The sequence below is a fragment of the Mycobacterium sp. MMS18-G62 genome, from assembly GCF_053877835.1.
In genome coordinates this window covers 952,562-969,359 of the sequence record NZ_CM132662.1, presented here as the reverse complement: position 1 = coordinate 969,359, position 16,798 = coordinate 952,562, and the positions used below count along the sequence as shown (strand labels likewise).

Genomic DNA, 16,798 nt, shown 5'->3' with positions numbered 1-16,798 from the left:
CGACTTCAGCGCACCGTATTGAAGAAGGCCGTCAGGTCATCGACGAACAGCTCGGGTTGCTCGAACGCGGCGAAATGCCCGCCGCGGGGCATCGTCGTCCAATGGGTGATGTTGTAGCCGGCCTCGCACCAGCTGCGTGGCGCGCGAAGGATCTCCTTGGGGAACGAGGCGACGCCCGTGGGCAGCTCGACGCGTCTGCGTTCGCCGCCTTCGAAGATGCGGAAGCTCTCCCAGTACAGCCGTGCCGACGACGCGGCCGTCGCGGTCGCCCAGTACAGCATCACGTTGTCGAGAAGCTCGTCGCGCGTGAGCACGTCTTCCGGATGGCCGTCGTTGTCTGTCCACGACCAGAACTTCTCGACGATCCAGGCCAGCTGCCCGACGGGTGAGTCCACCAACCCGTAGCCGAGGGTCTGTGGCCGCGTCGACTGCTGTTTGGAGTAGCCGGTGCCCCACTTGCGGTGGTAGGCGAGGTGGGCCAGCGCCTGCTTCTCCTCCTCGGTCGGATTGTCCAGCGGGCCGGGCGGCTGGGCGAGCGGCATGTTCAGGTGGATCGCCGCGCAGCGGCCGCCGTTGCGGCCGATCTGTGTGGTGACCGCGGCGCCCCAGTCGCCGCCCTGTGCGCCGTAGCGCTGGTAACCGAGGCGGCCCATCAGGGTCTCCCACGCATCGGCGATCTTGGGCACGCCCCAACCGGTGCCTGACGGCTTTCCGGAGAACCCGTATCCCGGCAGCGACGGACATACGACGTCGAAGCCCGCCGCGGTCAACGGCTCGATCACCTTGTGGAACTCGACGACCGAACCGGGCCAGCCATGCGTGATCAACAGCGGGAACGCATCGTCGTCAGCGCAGCGCTGGTGGATGAAATGAATGTCGAGCCCGTCGATCTCGGTGGTGAAGTGGTCGAACCGGTTCAACGCGGCTTCGCGTGCGCGCCAGTCGTATTCACCGGCCCAATAGTCGGCAAGCTCGCGGGTGTAGGACAGCGGGATGCCCTGACTCCAGTCGTCGACGCATTCAGCCTCCGGCCACCGTGTGCGAGCGAGCCGGGACTGCAGGTCGTCAAGAACGTCGTCGGGGACCGCGATGCGAAACGGGTTGATCTGGGCCATACCTCATTCTGCTCACACCGCTTCCGCCCGATACCACTCGACCAGATCGCCGTACCCACAGGTCTCGGCAAGCGCCAACTCGCCGTCGCGGTCGACGGCTTCCAGATCGTGCATCCACTCGCGTAGCAGGTGGGCTCCGTCGCGGCGCAGGGCCTGCTCGCTATCGGCGTTGAGCCGAGCCAGCCGTCGAATGTAGCGGTCGGCCAGGGTCAGGCGATGGACGCTGGCTACCACGTCGATGGCTTCACCCGCCCACAGCCGCACCACGCGCCGATAGGCGGTGATCTCCTCGGCTGGCAGTCCCGCGCGATGCAGGGCCGAGCGGGCGTTGGCCAGCTCCCCAAACAGAGTTGTGCGCCGCGCCTTGAGCGTCTCGCGCGCCGTGAGCAGGCGCGCCTCATACGAACTATGCGCCCCTCCGCGCAGCTGGTCAGTCGCCGGCGGCTGGATGCCGTGGCGCACATCAACGGTGGCCCAACCTCCGAAACTGTCCAGCCACATAGCCAACTCGCCTATCGCGACGTTCAGCTCCGCACGATATTGATCCAAATGTGCCGCGTACTTGTCGTGCGCGTGCGCGCTCATCAGTCGCGACGCCTCCGCGACCACGTTGGTCAGGGCGCCATGAACGGCAACCACGGAGAGGATGTGATCGCGAGGCGAAGGGGTGCTACCCGTTCTCGGTGGAATTGCAGGCATAGGGCTTCATTGCCATATAAGCATGCTCCGGCAGCGACCGCGACAGTCGTAAGGCGATCGGCTGTTGAACCGACGACGCCATTCAATCGTCGGACTACACGGTGACCCCGCTCGAACTGGAGAAGGTGTTGACAATGGACGATTTCGGGCAACACCCGCCGCGTCGAACTGCGCCGGGGAGAAGATGGTGCTGAACCGATGAAGTCCTACGACGCGGGTCCGACCGGCACGCCGATCCTCGAGCAGACGATCGGCGAGAACTTCGAGCGGACCGTCGAGCGAAACCCGGACGCGGAGGCGCTCGTCGACGTCGCCGCGGACCGGCGGTGGACCTACGGCCAACTCGATGCCGACGTCGACGTCGTGGCCCGCGGTCTGATGGCCCTCGGCATCGAGAAAGGCGACCGCGTCGGCATCTGGGCGCCGAACTGCGCCGAATGGACGCTCGTGCAGTACGCCACAGCGAAGATCGGCGCTGTTCTGGTCAACATCAATCCCGCCTACCGCACACATGAACTCGCATATGTGCTCAATCAGTCCGGCGTGCGCACCCTCATCTCGGCGACGGCTTTCAAGACGTCCGACTACCGCAGCATGGTCGACGAGGTGCGCCCCGACTCATCCGCACTGACCGACGTCGTCTTCCTCGGCACCGACGACTGGAGCGAGCTGTGCAACCGCGCCGAAGGTGTCTCCGTCGACGACCTGCGCCGACGTACGGGCGGGTTGTCCAACACGGAACCCATCAACATCCAATACACCTCTGGCACAACCGGATTCCCCAAGGGTGCCACGCTGTCACATCGGAACATCCTCAACAACGGGTTCTTCGCCACCGAGCTCCTCAACCTTGGACCCAGTGACCGGCTGTGCATACCGGTGCCGTTTTACCACTGCTTCGGCATGGTGATGGGCAATCTCGGATGCACCAGCCATGGGGCGACGATGGTCATCCCGGCACCCGGCTTCGATCCCGGCCTGACGCTGTCCGCCATCGAAACCGAAAGGTGCACAGGCGTATACGGCGTGCCGACGATGTTCATCGCGATGCTGGGCCACCAGGATTTCCCCGGCCGCGACTTGTCGTCGCTGCGAACCGGTATCATGGCCGGAGCGGTCTGTCCCGTTGAGGTCATGAAGCGCACCATCAATGAGATGAATATGGATGAAGTCGCCATCGCGTACGGCATGACGGAGACGTCGCCGGTCTCCTGCCAGACACTCATCGACGACGACCTGGAGCGGCGCACCGCGTCGATCGGTCGGGCGCATCCGCATGTCGAGATCAAGATCGTCGATCAGGAGACCGGCGACATCGTCGAACGGGGCCAACCGGGCGAGTTCTGCACGCGCGGCTATTCGGTGATGCTGGGCTACTGGCGCGACGAAGAAAAGACGCGCGAGGCGATCGACGCGGACGGCTGGATGCACACCGGCGATCTCGCAGTGATGCGTGAGGACGGCTACTGCAACGTGGTCGGCCGCATCAAGGATCTGGTGATCCGCGGTGGTGAAAACGTCTATCCACGCGGGGTCGAGGAATTTCTCTACACCCATCCGGATATCGAAGACGCACAAGTCATCGGCGTGCCCGACGAGAAATACGGCGAAGAGATCTGCGCCTGGATCCGCATGAAGCCGGGCCGGGAACCGCTGGATGCCAACGCCGTTCGCACGTTCGCGGCGGGCAAGCTGGCTCACTACAAGATTCCCCGCTACGTCCACGTCGTCGACGAATTCCCGATGACGGTGACCGGCAAGGTCCGCAAGGTCGAGATGCGCGAGGAAACCGTCCAGCTGCTGGGCCTCGACGCCTCAGACCGGTAACGGTTCGGGCTGCCGGGAGGCCTCATTGCTGGGAAGATTGAACATCTCGAGTGGCAGGGATGAATATCGGCCGTTCGACGAGTCAGTACCTGTGTGAGGAGTGAAATGTCCGCCACGGCCGTCGTCGTTGGGCGTCGGACGTGTGCGCTGCTGGCGGCGGTTTCGGCCGGTCTGCATGCGATCATGCTGGGCCACGCCGCCAACGTCGCGATGGGCGTGCTGATGGTGGGGATGATCATCGCCTGCCTGTACTGCGCACGCGACCTGTGGCGGCGCGGAACGCCGGGCGTGTGGTGCCTCGTCGCGCTGATGAACCTCGCGATGATCGCCGTGCACCTCCCGGCGCCGTCGCATCACCATGTCGCCGGCGCCGTGGCGGTGGGGCAACCGTCGTCGATCATGGCGCTGGCGACGGCGATCTCGGCGATCGAGGCGACACTCGCCGTCGCGGTGCTGTGGTTCCGCACCCGCCGCGGCGCGGAATTGATCAGCGGTACACCAGCCCGCTGAGGCGCCACGCCAACGAACGGCGAACCGCGGGAACATGTCCCGCCATCGTGATCGCGCCGTTGCGGATGGGGCGTGCGGCCCGCGGCAGCGTCGCCAACCGCGTCAGCCGGTCGGTCAGGCTGACCACCTGCTGCGCGATCGGCCGGCGAGCGAGGCTGTAGGCGTCGAGCGCCGAATCGGACCCTGACGCGAGCGCGTCGGCCAGCGCGACGGCGTCCTGGATACCGAGGTTCATCCCCTGTCCACCTGCGGGGCTGTGTACATGCGCTGCGTCGCCGGCCAGCAGTAGCCGGCCTGCGCGATACGTGTCCGCGACGCGGTGGTGAATCCGGAAGCGAGAGCCCCACACCAGATCGGTGACGACCATCCGGCCTGCACCGACCCGGCTGTCGAGGATCTGCTGGACGAACGGCACCGATGGATGTTCGGGTGCATCGGAGACGGGCGCGACGATGCGGTGGATGCCGCCGGGCAGGGGAGCCACCACCGTCAGCCCGGCCGTCGCCCAGAACAGGATGACCTCGTCGACAGGAGCGTCGCCGGTCAGTCGGACATCCGCAAGGGTGAACGACTCCGCGTACTGACCGCCATGAAATCCGATGCCGGCCTGCTCGCGCACGGCGCTGCGAATGCCGTCGGCGCCGACCGCGTAGTGCGCACGCATCTGCTCGCCGTCGTCGAACCTCGCGGTCACTCCGTCGACGTCTTGGCTGATCGCAGTCAGCGTCATGGGCCGAATCACGTTGCCGCCCATCTCGATAAGCCGGTCGAGCAGGATGCGCTCGGTGTCGCACTGCGGCAGCATCAAGCTGTACGGAAAGGCCGTCGGCAACACGGAGAAGTCGACCGGGATCAGGGTATGGCCGCGGTCGCGGATCGTGAATCGCGGAGCCTGCACGCCCTCCTTGACCAGGCGCCGCGCCACGTCAAGGCTCTCCAGCACCTCCAGTGTGCGGGCGTTGATGACGGCGGCGCGCGACGTGTTGGCACCAGCCGGCTGTTGGTCGACCACGGTCGCCGCGATACCGCGGGAGAGCAGCGAGGCGGCGAGGGTGAGCCCCGTCGGCCCTGCTCCGACGACGAGGACATCGGTGTCGTACATCAGCGTCTCCATTCAAACCTAAATGCCAACACACGTTGGCATTTCCCATGGTGGCGCGTCGGCCTAGAAAAGTCAACACCTGTTGGCCTACACTTGTTGGCATGAAGAAGTCCGATCGGACGAAGGCCGTCATTTTGGCGGCCGCGCGGGAGCAGTTCGCCAAGGCCGGCTTCGAGCGTGCGACGATCCGGGCGATCGCGGCGGACGCCAACATCGATCCGTCGATGGTGATGCGGTACTTCGGCAACAAGAACCAGCTGTTCGCCGCGGCGGCCGAGTTCGATCTGCAGCTGCCGGATTTGTCCGACGTGGCCAGGGATGAAGTTGGCGCCCGGCTCGTCGCACATTTCCTCGAACGGTGGGAGCGCGACGAGGCGCTCGTTGTGCTGCTGCGCTCGAGCATGACGAATGACGAAGCGGCGCAACGTATGCGGAAGATCTTCAGCTCGCAGCTGCGGCCGGTCGTCGTCTCAGTGAACCCCGACGATGCGCCCCGCCGCGCCGGGTTGATCGCCACACAGGTGCTGGGGCTGGCACTGTGCCGTTACGTCCTGCGGCTACCGCCGATCGTGGCGATGTCGCGCCAGGATGTGGTGGCGTGGTTGGGGCCGACCGTGCAGCGCTATCTGGACGGCCCGCAATAATCGGCGGTGATGTGGACTCCGACTCTCGTCCTGATCGCCACCACGACGCTCGCCGCCTGCGCCACGCTCGGGGGAGGCCTGTACGAGTTTCTCGTCGTCGACCCGTTCTGGCCAAAGCGCCCCGGCATCATCCAGTCCCGCAACGGCGGCATCGCCCGCGCACGGTTCTGGTTGCCTGCACACGCGGTCTTCGAGGTGCTGCTCGTCGTCACACTCGTCGCGGCGTGGGGTCACGCCGAGGTGCGGGCCGCCCTGCTGGTCGCCTTGGTTAGCCACGCGGTGCTGCGGGTGTGGTCGCTGGTCGACTTCGTGCCCAAGGCAGTCGCGTTCGAAAAGGCCGACCCCGCCACCGTCGACGAGGCCGCCGCGGTGCGCTGGACCCGCCGCAGCCTGTTGCGGCTGCCGCTCGACCTGATCACGTGCGGGGCGATGCTCGTGGCGCTGGCGGGGTATAGCTGAGGCATGACGATTTCGACCGACGATGTGCGCCGGCTGTTGGCGGCCGAAAACGCCGACGCTGTCCTGGTGTTGATTGAAGGCCGGACGGAGGTCATCGGCGCGGGCCAGCTTGCCTCCGAGGAGTATCGCGGTGCGCTGGAGATCGTCGCCCGCGACGATCTGGCGAAGCGTTTGGGCGACGCTCCGTCCGAGCACGACTTGGCCGAGCAGGCGGCGCTTCTCGACTCGGCGGTGAACGAGCTCGGCGGCTAGGTGTCGCTCAATTCACTTGCGTCACTTTGGTTTCGCCTGTGGATAACTCCGGATCTTGTCGGTGGTTCGCACTAGTGTTCGATGTATGGGTTCGGATCGCGACGCCGTGCTGGCGGCCTACGACGAGTGGGAGGCCGTCAACGAGAAGGTGGCCGCGCTGTCGCTGGACGCGCTAAGCCATACCGAACTGCTGGCAGTGCTGCACCGCCGCGAAGTGCTCTCGCGCCGCCATGCCGCTGGCGAGCATCAGCTCATCGCTCGGCTCGCGGCCGAGGCCGATCCGAAAGCGTTGGGCGGCAAGAACCTCGCCGACCTGCTAGCGACGGCGTTGCGCATCAGCATCAAGGACGCCAAGCAGCGCATCAACCGTGCCGAGCTGTTGGGGCCGCGCACCGCGATGACCGGTGAGCCGCTGCCACCAGTGTTGCCGACTGTGGCGGCCGCTCAGGCGCGCGGGGACATCGGGGCCGAACACCTTGCCAAGATCGAGAAGTTCTTTCACACGCTGCCCGCCGGTATCGACGACCCGACGCGACAGGCCGCCGAAGCCCACCTGGCCGATATCGCCGCCGGGGTGGGGCCCGAGCAGTTCGGTCAGGCCGCTGACCGGTTGGCCTTGCTGCTCAACCAGGACGGCGATCTGCCCGATGAGGCCGAACGGGCCCGGCGGCGTTTCTTCACGATCGGTAAACAGGGCCTCGACGGGCTGACCGAAGTGCATGGGCTCCTGGATGCCGAATGCGCAGCCACCTTCGAGCCGATCATGGCCAAATTGGGTGCGCCCGGGATGTGCAACCCCGACGACGAACACCCGTGCGTCGACGGCGAGCCCTCCCAGGAGCTCGTCCGACGCGATGTGCGTACGCCGGGTCAGCGCCGCCACGACGCCCTCAAGGCGATGGGCCGTGCGGTGCTGGCGTCGGGAAAGCTCGGTGATCTGAACGGCCTGCCGTGCACGATCATCGTCACCACCACCCTGCAAGATCTCGAAGCTGGAGCCGGATGTGGTGTCACCGCCGGGGGCACCCTGCTGCCCATGCGCGACGTGATCCGGCTGGCGTCCCAGTCGCATCACTACCTGGTGATCTACGACAACCACGATCCTCAACAGCTCTACTGCGGGCGCGCCAAACGCTTCGCCACCCCTGGCCAGCGCATCGTGCTGCACGCCCTGGAGCGGGGCTGCACCCGACCCGGCTGCACCGCACCGGGCTACTGGTGCCAGGTCCACCACGTCGAGGGCTGGAACGCGGCCAACGGCCACACCAACATCAACACCACGACCCTGGCCTGCGGCGGCGACAACCGCCTCATCGAACACAGCGGCTGGAGCACCCGAAAACGCACCGACGGCCGCACCGAATGGATCCCACCACCCCACCTGGACACCGGCCAAACCCGGGTCAACAACTACCACCACCCCGAGAAATACCTACTCCCAGAAGAAGACGACGAGGAGAGTGACTCCTAAGCCTCGATCTCGCCGGCGATCTTGCGCTCGATGCTGGCGCGCGTGGCCGGGGGCAACACGACAAGCCCGTCGAGTTCCTTCTTCGCGCGCGCGTAGGCGTTCTGCCGCTCCTGTGGCGTCGCCCCGCTGTCGGACGCCAGCCGAAGCAGATGCTGGGCCCGTTCCAGCCGTTCCTGCGCCTCGGCGGAGAAGTCGCTGCGCCGGCGGCGGATCGCCTCCGACTCGGCGACGTCGAACGCGGCGACGTATTCGCCTACTGCGTCGCGGTATTCGAGCTGGGCGTCCCTGTCCCCGAGGATGTCGTCGACGGTTTCCGGACGCAGCATGTCCGCTCGGCTCCTGGCTTTGTGGAAGGAGATGGTCAGCGGATCACGCATGTCGGTCATCAGCGGGAAGTCCAGCAATTTGGCGATGTCGATCTCGTAGTCGAGCCAGCGCGCGTCGGTGCTGTCGTGCCTCTCGAGCACCTTCGCCATCTCTCGCCGGTAGCCCTCCTTGTTGATGCGGGCCCGGCCCGACGCTTCCGCCAGCGCGACCTTGGTCTGCTGCTTGATGCGATACCGCTCGAGCCGACGCTGGGCCCGTCGCTCATTGGCCACGGCGACTGCACGCACCGCTCCGCCGATCGCCCCCATGAACGGGAAGATCAGCCACCAGAAGTGGCCCGCGAAGTCAAAGATTGGCGCCACAACGCCAGCATGCCATCACGACGAAGCAGTCGCGGAAATCGCGTGCGCGATGAGGTCGGCGACCGCCTCCGGATCGGTCAGCATCCGCAGGTGGTCCCAGTTGCGTCGAGCCACCCACCAGCCACGCCGCTCCGCCTCGTCCGCCGCATCGTCGTAGGCCGTGCTGAACCGCAAGTAGGCCCACCGCCGGCCCAGCCGACGGGTCACCGGCGCCGGCTCCTCGAAGAAGGCCAGGGGCAGCCGCGGGATCTCGGCAAGGAATTTGCGCCGCTGCGCCGCGTCGGGCACCAACTCCTCGAGCGCGCCCGGCGGAAACCACTCGTTCCACGGAGGCAACACTCCGTCATCGGCCATACCGCGCAACTGCTCCCGCAGCGGCTGCGGCGCAGTGTCGAACCAGCTGAGCCCCGGACGCGGCAGCTGCGCGTCGACGAACACGGCCCGCACGGGTCCGATGACGGCCTCGGCGATCGCGGGCACCAATGCGCCTGCCGCACTGTGACCGATCAGCACCACCGACCTGCCGTCGCTGACACCTCGTGCGGCCGCCGCCGCAAGCCGCTGGTGAAACGGCGGGCCCGCGGAGACCACAGTCGTCAGATCGGGCACCGCACACCGAAAACCGTTGCGCTGCAGTATGTTCGCGGTATCCGCCCATGTCGTCGGCCCGACCACCGGGCTGTGCACGAACAGCAGCGTCGGGTTCACAGTCCGATTCGCCGATAGCGCGAAAGCCTCGCCGCCAACCGCTGATCGGCCGGCACCGAACCCAATTGATGTAGCTCGTTCGCGATCGTGGCCGACAACCGCTGGGTGAACTCCATCGGCTCGTCTGCCGCGTCGGGAGATTCAGGGACGATCGCGTCGACGATGCCGTGCCGCAGCAGGTCGGCCGATCGAATGCCTTGGGCCGCAGCGAGTTCCGCTGCATGATCGACATCGCGGAACACGATCGCGCTCGCGCCTTCGGGTGGAAGCGGCGCCAGCCATCCGTGCAACGCTGCCAGCACACGGTCGGCAGGGACCATCGCCAGCGCGGGCCCTCCGCTGCCCTGACCGAGCAACACCGACACAGTGGGGGTGTCCAGCGTGACGAGTTCGGCCAGGCAGCGGGCGATTTCACCGGCCAGGCCACCCTGCTCGGCTTCGGCCGACAACGCCGGGCCGGCCGTGTCGATGACAAGAACCAGCGGCAGCTTCAATCCGGCGGCAAGCGCCATGCCACGGCGGGCTTCCCGCAGTGCCGCCGGACCCACCAAGCCTCCGACGACACGCTGCTGACCGAGCACGACAGCGGGCTGACCGCCGAATCGGGCCAGCGCCAACACCGTCGTCGCCGCCTCGCCTCGCTCGGTCCCCGACAGCAGCACCCGCTCGGTCGTACCGTGCCGCAACAGATAGCCCACGCCGGGCCGGTCCGGCCGACGCGACGCCTCCACCGACTCCCACGCAGGCACGTCGGGAAGCGGCCCCAGCTCGGGCATCGGTGGCGGTGGTGCCGGCGGGTCGGCGACGACCTTCAACGCACGATTCAGCGTTGAGCGAACTGCCTCGAGCGGCACCACGCCATCGATGACGCCATGCCGGTGCAGGTTCTCCGCTGTCTGGATGCCCGCGGGAAACGGCTCGCCGTAGAGATGCTCGTAGACCCGCGGGCCGAGGAATCCGATGAGTGCGCCGGGTTCCGCAGCGGTCACGTGGCCGAGCGAGCCCCACGACGCGAACACCCCGCCGGTTGTCGGATGGCGCAGGTAGACCAGGTACGGCAGGTGCGCGCGCTTATGCAGCTCGACGGCCGCCGCGATCTTGACCATCTGCAGGAATGCGACGGTGCCCTCCTGCATGCGGGTGCCGCCGGAACTCGGTGAGGCCAGCAGCGGCAGCCGCTCTGCGGTGGCGCGCTCGACGGCGGCGGTGATCCGCTCAGCGGCGGCCACACCGATCGATCCGGCCAGGAAGTCGAACTCGCATGCCACGAGCGCGACGCGGCGGCCGAACACCGTGCCCTCGCCCGTTATCACCGACTCGTCGAGGCCGGTGGCCTCGGCTGCGGCGGCCAGCTCGCGGCGATACTCGCTGCCGATTGCCACGTCGAGCGGTTCGGTGTCCCAACTCAGATACGACCCCTCGTCCAGCACGGCGTCACGTAGCTGGAGGGCACCGATCCGGCTCACATGTCGAGGCTAATAGGGTGGCGGCATGATTGGTGTGACCCGCGACGGCCACGTGATAACGCTTGAAATGCAGCGCCAGGAACGCCGCAACGCGCTCAACAGCGAGCTCGTCGACGGCCTGCGCGAGGCCGTCGAGCACGCGGCCGAACAGGACATCCGGGCCATCGTGCTCACCGGACAGGGCACCGTCTTCTGCGCCGGTGCCGACCTGTCCGGCGACGTGTTCGCCGCCGACTTCCCCGATAAGGCGATCGCGCTGAACAAGGCCATCGATGCGACGCCGGTGCCCGTCATCGCGGCGATCAACGGGCCGGCCATCGGTGCGGGTGTGCAACTGGCGATGATCTGCGACCTTCGCGTCGTCGCGCCCGAGGCCTACTTTCAGTTTCCGATCGCCAAATACGGTCTGGCCCTGGACAACTGGAGCATCCGGCGATTGACGTCGCTGGCCGGGTATGGTCGCACGCGGGCGATGCTGCTGGCCGCCGAGAAGCTCACCGCCGACGTCGCGCTGCAGACCGGAATGGCCAATCGCATCGGCACCCTCGCCGACGCCCAGGAATGGGCTCAAGAGATCTCCGGGCTGGCGCCGCTGACGCTGCGGCATGCCAAGCGGGTGCTCAACGACGACGGCGCTTACGAGGAACAAGGACCGGCCCACAAAGAGTTGTTTGATAGGGCGTGGGGTAGTCAAGACGTCATCGAGGCACAGGTCGCGAGGGTTGAGAAGCGGCCACCGAACTTTCAAGGAGTCTGATGGTGGTGCGTGGCGCGCTGCGCCTGGGCTTCGGCACGGCCTCGTTGCTGGCCGGGGGCTGGGTCTTGGGTGCGCTGCGCGGCACGCCCGCGTCGCTGGGGGCATCGCCGGCCGAAATCGCGGCGGCGGCCCGGCGGTCACCACACTTTCGGGACGGTGCGTTCGTCAACATGGACCCGCCGTCGGGGGCCAAGCTCGACGCCGAGGAACGCCGGATGTTGATCCGCGAATTGATCGGCATCCACGCCATCGGACGTCCACCCGGCCCGATCCCGCTCGCGGTGCCTTCGCCGCCCGACGCCGCCCCGGCGCGGCTCGCGGTGAGCTGGTACGGCCACTCGACGGCGCTCATCGAGGTCGACGGGTACCGGGTGCTGGCCGACCCGATCTGGAGTCAACGATGCTCGCCGTCGCGGACCGTCGGGCCGCAGCGCATGCACGAGGTGCCGCTGCCGCTCGAGGCGCTGCCCGCGGTCGACGCCGTGGTGATCAGCCACGACCACTACGACCACCTCGACGTCGACACGATCATCGGCCTTGCCCGCGCGCAGCGCGCACCGTTCGTGGTGCCGCTCGGCGTCGGCGCGCACCTGCGCAAGTGGGGTATCCCTGACAGCCGCGTCGTCGAACTCGACTGGAACGAAAGCCATCAGATCGGCGATCTGACATTGGTGTGCACCCCGGCCCGCCACTTCTCCGGTCGGCTGTTCACCCGCGACACCACGCTGTGGGCGTCATGGGTGATCGCCGGCCCGAACCACAAGGCCTTCTTCGGCGGCGACACCGGCTACTCCAACAGCTTCAGCGAAATCGGTGCGGATCACGGGCCTTTCGACCTGACGCTGCTGCCGGTCGGTGCCTATCACCCGGCGTGGCCGGACATCCACATGAACCCCGAAGAAGCGGTCCGCGCGCATCTCGACATCGCCGAGGCGGGTTCCGGGTTGTTGGTGCCGATTCACTGGGCCACATTCCGGTTGGCGCCACATCCGTGGGCCGAACCGGTTGAACGGCTTCTTGCCGCGGCAGACCCAGCGCAAGTACGAGTAGTGATACCCAAGCCCGGTGAGCGCGTCGATCCTGAGACGGCCCGGGATTCCGAAGCGTGGTGGCAGCTGTAAGAACAACAACCGCGCAGTGGGCGGGTTACGGTGCACGTCATGAGCACACTGGCCCGGGTCGCGGTCGTTGCATTGCTGCTGATCGCGGGCTGCAGCTCGGACAAGCAGGCGGCGCCGCCGCAGTCTGACGTCCCGCCACCGCTGGTTCCCGCGATGCCGCTGCCCGAGAACGCCGTCGACAACGCGGTGCGCAAACTCGACGGTATGGCCGACGATCTGATGAAGAAGTCGGGCATTCCCGGCATGGCGGTCGCGGTGGTGCACGGCGGAAAGACCGTGTACGCCAAGGGGTTCGGGGTGCGCGATGTGCGCAGCGGCGAAAAGGTCGACCCGGACACCGTTTTTCAGCTCGCATCGTTGTCCAAGCCGCTGAGTGCGACAGTCGTCGCGCACCAGGTCGGCGTGAACGCGATCGGCTGGGACACGCCGATCGCCTCCAAGCTGCCGTGGTTCGCGCTGTCCGACCCGGTCGTCACGAACATGGTCAGTGTGGGCGACATGTTCGCACACCGCTCCGGCCTGCCCGACCATGCCGGCGACATGCTCGAAGACCTCGGTTATGACCGGCGCTATGTGCTCGAACACCTTCGGCAGTTACCGCTGGATCCGTTCCGAATCTCCTACGCCTACACCAACTTCGGGTTGACGGCCGGTGCGGAGGCGGTCGCGGTGAGTGCGGGCAAGCCGTGGGAAGACCTCGCCGACGACGTGATTTTCAAGCCGCTGGGCATGGCGTCGACGAGCTACCGGTTCGCCGACTACCAAACCCGAAAGGACCGCGCGGTCGGACACATCCACGTCGACGGCCGCTATGAACCGCGCTACGTCCGCGAACCCGACCCCGAAGCTCCCGCGGGCGGGGTCAGTTCCTCGGTGAACGACATGACGCGTTGGCTTGCAATGGTGCTGGCGAACGGCAGCCACGACGGCAAGCAGATCGTCGACTCGAACGCGCTGTTGCCTGCCGTCACGCCGCAGATCGTGTCGAGTCGGGCCACCGAGCCTGCGATGCGCTCGGGCTTCTACGGCTACGGCTTCAACGTGGCCCCGACGTCGGCGGCGCGGATGGAACTTAGTCACTCCGGGGCGTTCGAATTGGGCGCCGGAACCAATTTCGTCATCCTGCCGTCGGCGGACGTGGCGATTGTCGTGCTGACCAACGCGACACCGTCTGGCGTGCCGGAAACGCTTACGGCCGAATTCACCGACCTCGTCCAGTTCGGTGACGTGCACGAGGATTGGTACAAGCTCTACAGCGACGTCTTCACGAAGATGGAACAGCCGACGGGTTCGCTTGTGGGCCAAAAGCCACCGCCCGCTCCGGCGCCCGCCGCGCCGCTGGCGTCCTACGTCGGCACCTACAACAACGACTACTGGGGCCCCGCCCGGATCACCGAGAAGGATGCGACGCTGCAGCTGGCGTTAGGCCCTAAGCTCACCGTCCCGCTCACCCATTGGGACGGCAACACCTTCACGTTCAGCTTCGTCACCGAAAATGCGCCTCCTGGAACGATTTCGAAGGCGACATTCGATGGCGACAAACTCACGCTGGAGTACTACGACACCTTCGGCAAAGGGACATTCACTCGATGACCACGCTCGTCACGTCCGGACTCTCCGATACCGAAGTCGCCCAACGGGTAGCCGAAGGCAAGACCAACGACGTTCCGACCCGCGCGGCACGCAGCGTATCCGAGATCGTCCGCGCGAACGTGTTCACCCGCATCAACGCCATCCTCGGTGTGTTGCTGGTGATCGTGTTGTCCACGGGCTCGATCATCAACGGCGCGTTCGGCATACTGATCATCGCCAACAGTGCGATCGGCATCGTCCAGGAGCTGCGCGCCAAGCAGACGCTGGACAAGCTGGCCATCGTCGGGCAGGCGAAACCCTTGGTGCGCAGGCAATCCGGGACAAAGCCGCGATCGCCCGCCGAGGTGGTTCTCGACGACATCATCGAACTCGGCCCCGGTGATCAGATCGTCGTCGACGGTGAGGTCGTCGAGGAAAGCAATCTCGAGGTCGACGAGTCACTGTTGACGGGCGAGGCCGACTCGATCGACAAGGACGCGGGCGACGCCGTGATGTCGGGCAGCTTCGTGGTCGCGGGCAGCGGCGCTTACCGCGCCACCAAGGTCGGCCGCGACGCCTACGCCGCCAAGCTCGCCGAGGAAGCCAGCAAGTACACGCTGGTGAAGTCCGAATTGCGCAGCGGCATCAACAAGATCCTGCAATTCATCACCTACCTGCTGATCCCCGCCGGTCTGCTGACCATCTACACGCAGCTGTTCACCACCGACGTCGGATGGCGCCGCGCCGTGCTTGCGATGGTCGGTGCGCTGGTGCCGATGGTGCCCGAGGGACTGGTGCTGATGACGTCGCTCGCGTTCGCCGTCGGCGTCATCCGCCTCGGGCGGCGGCAGTGTCTGGTCAACGAGCTGCCTGCCATCGAGGGACTCGCCCGCGTCGACGTGGTGTGCGCCGACAAGACCGGCACGCTGACCGAAAACGGTATGCGCGTCTCGGATCTCAAGCGGCTCGACGAGGGCGCCGTCGGTGACATCCTCGCGCAGCTCGCCGCCGACGATGAGAGACCGAACGCGAGCATGCAGGCTATCGCCGAGGCGTACAAGATGCCACCCGGATGGACGTCCACAGCGGTTGCGGCGTTCAAGTCGGCCACGAAATGGAGCGGCGCCTCCTACGGTGAGCACGGCAACTGGGTGATCGGCGCCCCGGACGTGCTGCTCGAACCCGGATCGGCGGCCGCCCAACAGGCCGAGCAGATCGGAGCGTTGGGCCTGCGGGTACTGCTTCTCGGGTCGAGCGATCTGCCTGTCGACGATCCCGACGCACCTGGCGCCGTCACCCCGGTGGCGCTGGTCGTGCTCGAACAGCGCATCCGGCCAGATGCGCGCGACACCCTGGATTACTTTGCCGCGCAGAACGTCTCGGTCAAGGTGATTTCAGGCGACAACGCCGTGTCGGTGGGCGCCGTGGCGGGAACGCTGGGTCTGGAAGGCCAGACATTGGACGCTCGGCAGCTGCCAGACGACCAAGAACAGTTGGCTGCCACCCTCGACGAGTACACGACGTTCGGCCGGGTGCGGCCCGATCAGAAGCGCGCCATGGTGCATGCGCTGCAATCCCGCGGGCACACCGTGGCGATGACCGGCGACGGTGTCAACGACGTGCTGGCGCTGAAGGACGCCGACATCGGGGTGGCGATGGGCTCGGGCAGTTCGGCGTCACGCGCGGTGGCTCAGATTGTGTTGCTGGACAACAAATTCGCCACCCTGCCGTACGTTGTCGGCGAGGGGCGCCGGGTGATCGGCAACATCGAACGAGTCTCCAACCTGTTCCTCACCAAAACCGTGTACTCGGTGCTGCTGGCGATCCTGGTGGGGCTTGCGGGCCTGGCGTCCAAGCTCTTCCACACGAATCCGCTGCTGTTTCCGTTCCAGCCGATCCACGTCACGATCGCAGCGTGGTTCACCATCGGCATCCCGGCATTCATCTTGTCGCTGGCGCCCAACAACGAGCGGGCTCAGCCCGGTTTCGTGCGGCGGGTGATGACATCGGCACTGCCGTCGGGGCTCGTGGTCGGCACCGCCACGTTCATCTCATACCTGGCCGCTTACCAGGGCCGCGAGGCCAGCGCGGCAGAACAGACGCAGGCGTCAACGGCGGCGCTGATCACGTTGCTCGTGACCGCGATCTGGGTGCTCGCCGTCGTGGCACGGCCGTACCAGTGGTGGCGGGTCGCGTTGGTCGCGATGTCCGGCCTTGCTTACGTCGTGATCTTTGCGATACCGGTGGCGCAGAAAACGTTCATGCTGGACACCTCGAACGTGGCGATGACGTCGATAGCGCTGGGCATCGGCCTGGCCGGAGCGGCGATTATCGAGGTGATCTGGTGGGTGCAGGGACGGATTCTCGGAGAACGGCGACGTCTCTGGAGGCAGTTGTAGGGTAAGG

General features: G+C 66.5%; 16 protein-coding genes. 10 read left to right on the top strand and 6 right to left on the bottom strand.

Going from position 1 to position 16,798, the window contains the following annotated elements; all coding sequences use genetic code 11:
• Positions 1-5: 5 nt before the first annotated feature.
• On the bottom strand, positions 6-1,115 hold the full coding sequence (locus tag ACWW36_RS04755) for an epoxide hydrolase family protein (protein ID WP_456140446.1): 1,110 nt from the start codon (positions 1,113-1,115) through the stop codon (positions 6-8).
• Positions 1,116-1,127: 12 nt separating this feature from the next.
• Positions 1,128-1,754, bottom strand: a complete 627-nt coding sequence (locus tag ACWW36_RS04750; RefSeq protein ID WP_456140445.1) for a hypothetical protein — start codon at positions 1,752-1,754, stop codon at positions 1,128-1,130.
• A 258-nt stretch (positions 1,755-2,012) separates the two neighbouring features.
• Here ACWW36_RS04750 and ACWW36_RS04745 point away from each other — a divergent pair, with 258 nt between their 5' ends.
• A complete protein-coding gene (locus tag ACWW36_RS04745; protein ID WP_456140444.1) occupies positions 2,013-3,641 on the top strand; it encodes an AMP-binding protein in 1,629 nt (542 codons plus the stop codon).
• A 105-nt stretch (positions 3,642-3,746) separates the two neighbouring features.
• Positions 3,747-4,151, top strand: a complete 405-nt coding sequence (locus tag ACWW36_RS04740; RefSeq protein WP_456140443.1) for a hypothetical protein — start codon at positions 3,747-3,749, stop codon at positions 4,149-4,151.
• Here the strand turns inward: ACWW36_RS04740 and ACWW36_RS04735 are convergent.
• A complete protein-coding gene (locus tag ACWW36_RS04735; protein ID WP_456140442.1) occupies positions 4,129-5,253 on the bottom strand; it encodes an FAD-dependent oxidoreductase in 1,125 nt (374 codons plus the stop codon). The genes ACWW36_RS04740 and ACWW36_RS04735 overlap by 23 nt on opposite strands.
• Before the next feature lie 101 nt (positions 5,254-5,354).
• On the opposite strand from ACWW36_RS04735, the gene ACWW36_RS04730 reads away from it, so the two are divergent.
• The 4 genes from ACWW36_RS04730 to ACWW36_RS04715 all read left to right on the top strand — a co-directional run bounded on the left by ACWW36_RS04730 (position 5,355) and on the right by ACWW36_RS04715 (position 8,079).
• Positions 5,355-5,897, top strand: a complete 543-nt coding sequence (locus ACWW36_RS04730) for a TetR/AcrR family transcriptional regulator (RefSeq protein ID WP_456140441.1) — start codon at positions 5,355-5,357, stop codon at positions 5,895-5,897.
• Positions 5,898-5,906: 9 nt separating this feature from the next.
• The gene (locus ACWW36_RS04725) at positions 5,907-6,356 is read left to right on the top strand and encodes a hypothetical protein (protein ID WP_456140440.1); all 450 of its coding nucleotides are present in this window, start codon (positions 5,907-5,909) and stop codon (positions 6,354-6,356) included.
• Between the two features lie 3 nt (positions 6,357-6,359).
• On the top strand, positions 6,360-6,608 hold the full coding sequence (locus ACWW36_RS04720; protein WP_456140439.1) for a hypothetical protein: 249 nt from the start codon (positions 6,360-6,362) through the stop codon (positions 6,606-6,608).
• Positions 6,609-6,693: 85 nt separating this feature from the next.
• A complete protein-coding gene (locus ACWW36_RS04715; RefSeq protein ID WP_456140438.1) occupies positions 6,694-8,079 on the top strand; it encodes a 13E12 repeat family protein in 1,386 nt (461 codons plus the stop codon).
• On the opposite strand, the gene ACWW36_RS04710 is transcribed toward ACWW36_RS04715, so the two are convergent.
• From ACWW36_RS04710 to ACWW36_RS04700, 3 genes are read right to left on the bottom strand one after another with little or no spacing between them, the layout of a single operon-like run.
• Complete coding sequence (locus tag ACWW36_RS04710; RefSeq protein ID WP_456140437.1) at positions 8,076-8,768, bottom strand: hypothetical protein; 693 nt, start codon at positions 8,766-8,768, stop codon at positions 8,076-8,078. The genes ACWW36_RS04715 and ACWW36_RS04710 overlap by 4 nt on opposite strands.
• A gap of 15 nt (positions 8,769-8,783) precedes the next feature.
• Entirely contained in the window at positions 8,784-9,476 is a 693-nt protein-coding gene (locus ACWW36_RS04705) for an alpha/beta hydrolase (protein WP_456140436.1), read from the bottom strand.
• Positions 9,473-10,942, bottom strand: coding sequence for a carboxyl transferase domain-containing protein (locus ACWW36_RS04700; RefSeq protein ID WP_456140435.1), 1,470 nt, complete (start codon positions 10,940-10,942; stop codon positions 9,473-9,475). Before ACWW36_RS04700 ends, ACWW36_RS04705 begins: the two co-directional genes overlap by 4 nt.
• Before the next feature lie 25 nt (positions 10,943-10,967).
• Here ACWW36_RS04700 and ACWW36_RS04695 point away from each other — a divergent pair, with 25 nt between their 5' ends.
• From ACWW36_RS04695 to ACWW36_RS04680, 4 genes are read left to right on the top strand one after another with little or no spacing between them, the layout of a single operon-like run.
• On the top strand, positions 10,968-11,699 hold the full coding sequence (locus ACWW36_RS04695; RefSeq protein ID WP_456140434.1) for an enoyl-CoA hydratase: 732 nt from the start codon (positions 10,968-10,970) through the stop codon (positions 11,697-11,699).
• Positions 11,699-12,820 carry an MBL fold metallo-hydrolase gene (locus ACWW36_RS04690; RefSeq protein WP_456140433.1) on the top strand — a complete coding sequence of 374 codons (1,122 nt, stop codon included), beginning with the start codon at positions 11,699-11,701 and terminating at the stop codon, positions 12,818-12,820. Before ACWW36_RS04695 ends, ACWW36_RS04690 begins: the two co-directional genes overlap by 1 nt.
• A gap of 39 nt (positions 12,821-12,859) precedes the next feature.
• Positions 12,860-14,413 carry a serine hydrolase gene (locus ACWW36_RS04685; RefSeq protein WP_456140432.1) on the top strand — a complete coding sequence of 518 codons (1,554 nt, stop codon included), beginning with the start codon at positions 12,860-12,862 and terminating at the stop codon, positions 14,411-14,413.
• Positions 14,410-16,791 (top strand): cation-translocating P-type ATPase, encoded by a 2,382-nt coding sequence (locus ACWW36_RS04680; RefSeq protein ID WP_456140431.1) that lies wholly within the window; start codon positions 14,410-14,412, stop codon positions 16,789-16,791. Before ACWW36_RS04685 ends, ACWW36_RS04680 begins: the two co-directional genes overlap by 4 nt.
• The last annotated feature ends 7 nt before the right edge of the window (positions 16,792-16,798 follow it).